The sequence below is a fragment of the Kiritimatiellia bacterium genome (assembly GCA_028715905.1).
GTDB lineage: Bacteria > Verrucomicrobiota > Kiritimatiellia > JAAZAB01 > JAAZAB01 > JAQUQV01.
This window is the reverse complement of record JAQUQV010000074.1, coordinates 3596-9122: the sequence shown is the minus strand read 5'-3', so window position 1 is coordinate 9122 and position 5527 is coordinate 3596. Positions and strand designations below refer to the sequence as shown.

Genomic DNA, 5527 nt, shown 5'->3' with positions numbered 1-5527 from the left:
ACTTTCGCCCGCATCGGCGAAATGTTTGCCGCCGATTATTTTTCCGTCAAGCCGGATATAATCGTGCTGGGCAAGGGACTGGGCGCCGGTCTGCCATTGGCCGCAATTGTCATATCCGATAAATTGAAGGGGTTTGAGCCGGACACCGAGGAACTGCATACTTTCGCCAACCCGACGCTTTCCATGGTGACGGCCGCGAAACAGCTTGCCATGCTGGAAGCCGGCGTCCTGGAAAACTGCCGGGCAATGGGGCTCTACCTTGGGGAACAGATCAAGTCCATGATGGAAAAACATCCGGAAATCGGCGAAGTTCGGCAGGCCGGACTGCATATCGGCGTGGAGTTCGTCAGGGACCGGAAAAGCAAAACGCCGCTTGACAAGGAAACCGTCGCCATCCGCGACGCCGGCATGAAAAACGGCGTCATTTTCGGCCTGGGCGGAGTGCGCAAAAACGTGCTGAAAATCAAGCCGCCGCTGATCGTCAACAAAAAGGAATGCGATGAAATTCTGGAAAAATTTGACAAGTCGGTTTGCTTTGTTTTACGAAAATGAAAAAAGAAATCAAAAAACCGCTCGTTCACGCCCTTGGACTGGGCCTGGAATATTACCGGCAGACAATGCCTGATTATGTGCGGCGGCAGGCGGCGCAATTCCAGCGGTTCCTGGATGAAATCAGGCCTTACGCCGACTTCTGCGGCTCAAAGCATTGTTGCGCGCAAAAGGAAGTTGAAGAGGCGGTCAGGGAGGCCGGGCAAAAAGAGGCCGATGCGTTGCTGTTGATCCCGCTGTGTTATACGGCCAGCCTTGCGACTGTTCGCCCGGTGATTCAAAGCTCCTTGCCGATTGTGATCTGGAACACTCAGGAAGCCAGCTCCATAACGGACAATTACAGCCATGACGACCTGCTGATGAACCACGTCGCGCAGGGCGCGCAGGACCTTGCCAATGTGCTGATGCGCAGCGGCAAACCGTTCGGCATGGAATCGGGGCATTACCGTGATCAGGCCGCGCTTGTCAAGCTGGCCGAATGGCTGCATGCGGCCAGGGCCGTGCGATTTGCCGGGAAAATGCGCGTCGGCCTGCTGGGCAGTCCCTTTCAGGACATGGGCGATTTCGGCGTGGATGAGACCGCCATGCTCTGCCGCTGGGGACCGGCTGTGATCAGGCTGAGTTTCACCCGCTTCATCCAGTTAATCGGCAAAGCGGATGAAACGCTGCTGAAACAAAAACTGGATGAGGATTTGAAGACATTTGACGTGGATTCCAATCTCCCGGAAGACATTCATCTCTTGTCGCTCCGGCTGGAAGAAGCCTTGCGGATGCTTGTCAAAGAGGAAGACCTGGATGCTTTCAGCATGAATTTCCGCGACCTGATCGCCGACGGCCGCATTCCCGCCATTCCTTTTCTGGGCATCAATAAACTGCTGGCCGAGGGGCTTGGGTATGCCGGCGAGGGCAACGTTACCATCGCCGCCTTCATGGCGCAATTGCGGCAATTGTGCGGCGCCGCGAATTTTACGGAAATATATACCGTTGACTACGAGCGCAACCTGATGGTCATGACGCATATGCAGGAGTGCAATCCCGCCCTGGCGCGCAAGGACCGCAAAATCCGCCTGGTGCGCAAGGATTTCTGGGCGCCGGGCGTAAAGCCATACGCCGGCATGCACTTTACGCTGGAACCCGGGCCGGTAACGTTATGCAATCTGACCACGGACCGGCGCGGCGATTTTTATATTATCACCGCCGAAACCGAAATCATGGATATGCCGCCGTTCAGGAATTTTGACATTCCGCACTGGGTTGTCAAACTGCGGGAACCGGCCGGCGATTTTCTCACAAAATACAGCCTGGCCGGCGGCACCCACCATCTGGCATCCGCGCCCGGCAAACACGCCGCGGCCGCCGGCAAAATGGCTTCCCTGCAACAATGGAAACATATTGCGCTGTGAGTCGGGTTTAAGAGATACGAGAAGAAAATCCAGATATATGGAGGCAAGATGAAGCCGGCAAGAAAATGCAAGATGTTTGGAAGCTTACTGCTGGGATGGATTTTCTCCTTGGCATGCGCGGTGAACGGGGAAAGCTCGGTCAAGTCGTTTTGGAATGACAGCGTCCCTGCCGGGGATATTTCGTTGAACGGGGAATGGGATTTCACCTATACGTTGCCGGCGGCGAAAGAGATTCCTGATCTTCCTCCGGAGACGGCGTTTGACGCGAAGATCAAAGTCCCCGGCTTGTGGGATGAACAGCGTGATAAATTAAAAAATACGTCATGGTGGAAGGACGCGAAGTTCAGCGAAGTCGGCAAAAATATACCGGTGGAATATTTGGCCGGAATAGGCTGGTATCGGGCAAAATTTGACGCTCCCGTGGACTGGAAAGATAAATCCGTTGTCCTGACGATCGGCAGGATTGGGGCGGGGCAGGCTCATGTCTGGCTGAACCGCAAGCATATTGCATCTTATGATTATGGAGTTTATACCCCTTTTAAAGTTGATTTGAGTTCCCATCTGAATGTCGGGGCATCCAATGAACTGATTATTTCAATGGATAATACAAAAGATATAGGAGGTTGGAGCTATCTGGGCGGGGGAGGGAAGGCTTCAGGCATTGTTGAATCATTGACAATTCATGTATCCGGAGGAAAAGGAAGTATCGCCGATATCTATCCTCATGCCGGAGCGGATTTACATGAAGTGGTCTGGGAACTTGAATTGGAAAACAATGTTGGAGATGGGACTGCGACAGACTCCATAATTCAATGGGAAATCAGGGATGCAAAGGAAAATAAAATCTTGGCGGAAGGCAATGTTTCCGTCCCTCCATTCGCAAAACAGCGGAAAGTGACATGGAAAAAGACGATCCCGGCAATCAAAGCATGGAGCGATCGGGAGCCCAATTTGTATCATACGTCTCTCAAATGGATTGTGGATGGGAAAGAATGGGACAAGGGAGAACGGCGTTTCGGATTGAGAAAATGGTCATATGAAGGAAGGAAATTATTTCTTAACGGCAGCCCCGTCTATTTAAGAGGGGAGCTGGGAGTTCCATATTTTCCCAATACCGGCATGATCCCGACGTCAAAGGAATATTGGCTGCAATATCTGGGAAGGATGAAGGAGATAGGGTGGAATTATAATAATTTTGAATGGCGGGTCGCTCCTGTTGGATTATTGGAGGCGGCAGATGAATTGGGAATAATTAATCAAACGGGAGAAAGCCAATATGTCTTAAATTCGTTAATCAGAAAAAAAGGTTCAGATGCTTTTAAGGAAGTTTGGGCGCCGGCATTGCGTTGGACTCGCAGTCATCCAAGCATGGGCATATATATTTTCAGCGCTGAATACTATGTTGACGAAAAACAGATAGAACAATTAAAGAAGCAGAATGAATTTGTCAAATCAATGACATCTGAATGCCTGGTTCTTCCTGTTGATGGTGTGCGTGGAATAGAATATGGGTTCACGGAAGAAGATCAAAAGGAATTAACGCAAAAGCCGTTTCCGCATCATGCAAAACGCTTGGCGGAATACACAAAAATCGCCGATCTTTTCGGAAGCTTCACGGGTATGGACGGCGAACTGGGGTATCATTTTTTCAAAGGTCCCTGGCGGGAATTGAACGCCCGCTATGATATTTACCAGCGTCCGACGGTTGTGCATGAAATATGGATGCGCTCATCATATCTCAATCCGGAGAATAAGACCAAGCATACCGGCTGGATGTCGCCGTGGATGTATGTCAATCTGGAAAACGACCTTAAAAAAGCGGGCTTGCTGGAGCGCTGGAAAACTTACAGCGAAAACAGCGGGAAGATAAACTCAATCATGCGGAAATATTGCGTGGAGAAAGCGCGGAAATGCGGCGAGCTGGCAGGATATGAATTTTTGGGGATGACTGATTCTTCAGTATGGGGGGAACGTCTTTATCCATCCGGTATATGCGATGAATTTTTGCAATTAAAACCCGGGGACTCAATTGAAAAACTGCGCAAGTATTTTGGAGAAAGCGTAATATTGCTTGATTGGGCCGGGGACAGCATCAATCACTCATTCTGGAGCGAAGACGCGTTTAACGCCGACATCATGGTTTCGCTTTACGGGCAAACCCCGGTAGAGGACGGAAAGCTTTGCTGGGAATTGAAAGACGGCGAAAAAATCGTGCAAAAAGGCGAATGGGACCTGCCCCGGATAGCCAACGGCCAGGTCAGCGAATTGAAGAAGCTTGAGATTAAATGGCCGAAAGTTGAAAAGACCGCAAAACTCAACCTGGCGGTCGTATTGAAGGATAAAAATTATCAACTGGAAAACGACTGGGATTTCTGGGTATTGCCCAGGCAGAAAGCCCCGGAAGTAAAAGCGGCGGCGGACCAACCGGCGCTTGACAGATTGAAAGGGCGCTACCCTGGAATCTCTGATCTGACGGATGATTCACAGGGGAAATTGTGGATAGTATCCAGAATCGGCGAAAAAGAGGTTGACCATTTGAATAACGGAGGAGATGTCTTGCTTCTGGGAAGCAAGCCGTTTCCGGCTATTCGCACCATAACAGGCCCAAGCATACCAGGCAAGGCCGGTCAGTTGAATGTAAATGTTGGGGTGATAATCAATCGTCATAAAATATTTGACAATCTTCCCGACGAAGGATGGGGCGACTGGCTTTTTGTCCCGATTATCGAGCCTGCGGGCGATGAGGTTATCGTGCTTGACAATCTGCCGACAAAATTTGATCCGATCCTGGAAGTCATCAGTTATCCGGCGGACGTGCGCAAGCAGGCCGCGATTTTTGAAAAACAGGTCGGAAAAGGACGTTTGCTTGTTGCGAATTGCGGGCCCAATGATCCGGATTGTTATTCGTTCCCCTTTGATGTGGAAAATCCATCGTGTGCAACATTGATGGATAATATCCTGCGTTATGTCGGCAATTCTGATTTCCATCCGACGGATTCATTGGACGCAGAAATTCTCAGGAATCTCGCAAAAGGCAGGACCCTGATTGTCAATAAGCCGGAAGAAAGGAAGGAAACGGCGGCAACATCCGCTTCCAATATCGTTTGGAGCAACAAGGAAGTATGCATGAGTTATGATAACGAAGTGGAATATCGCATCAATGATGGCGGGTGGAAAACAGGGAAGATTATCGTTGTTGACCGGGAAGGAGTGAACAAAGTCTATCTTAAAAAAGACGGCAAGGAAGAAGTTAAGGAGATCGGCATTGATTTTACCAAACCGAAAGTAGAAGTGATAACGACTCCCCAGATGAGGCAGGAGGGAGGAACTTATTATGCGAACACAAACACGGAATTCAGGTTTGACGCAACGGACGAGTTGTCAGGCGTGAAATCGGCGCGGATTATCGGGTTAGATAAATCGTTCGCTAACCGCGGCCGTCCCTATGAAAAACCATTCAAGCTTGGGAAAGGCCTATGGAAAATAAGATGCAGCGTAGCAGACAATGCCGGCAATGAGACTGGAATCATGGGCGGCATTGATTTAAGCGTTGAGACCGACTGGTTCCAGGTGGA

3 protein-coding genes are annotated in these 5527 nt (G+C 50.2%); all 3 read left to right on the top strand.

Going from position 1 to position 5527, the window contains the following annotated elements:
• Nucleotides 1–552 (top strand): aminotransferase class III-fold pyridoxal phosphate-dependent enzyme (locus tag PHP98_10825; protein ID MDD5484120.1); only part of this gene is annotated, 552 nt, incomplete at its 5' end.
• Complete coding sequence (locus tag PHP98_10820; GenBank protein MDD5484119.1) at nucleotides 549–1952, top strand: hypothetical protein; 1404 nt, start codon at nucleotides 549–551, stop codon at nucleotides 1950–1952. The genes PHP98_10825 and PHP98_10820, both read left to right, overlap by 4 nt.
• A 72-nt stretch (nucleotides 1953–2024) precedes the next feature.
• On the top strand, nucleotides 2025–5527 hold a 3503-nt coding region (locus tag PHP98_10815), incomplete at its 3' end, for a beta galactosidase jelly roll domain-containing protein (GenBank protein ID MDD5484118.1).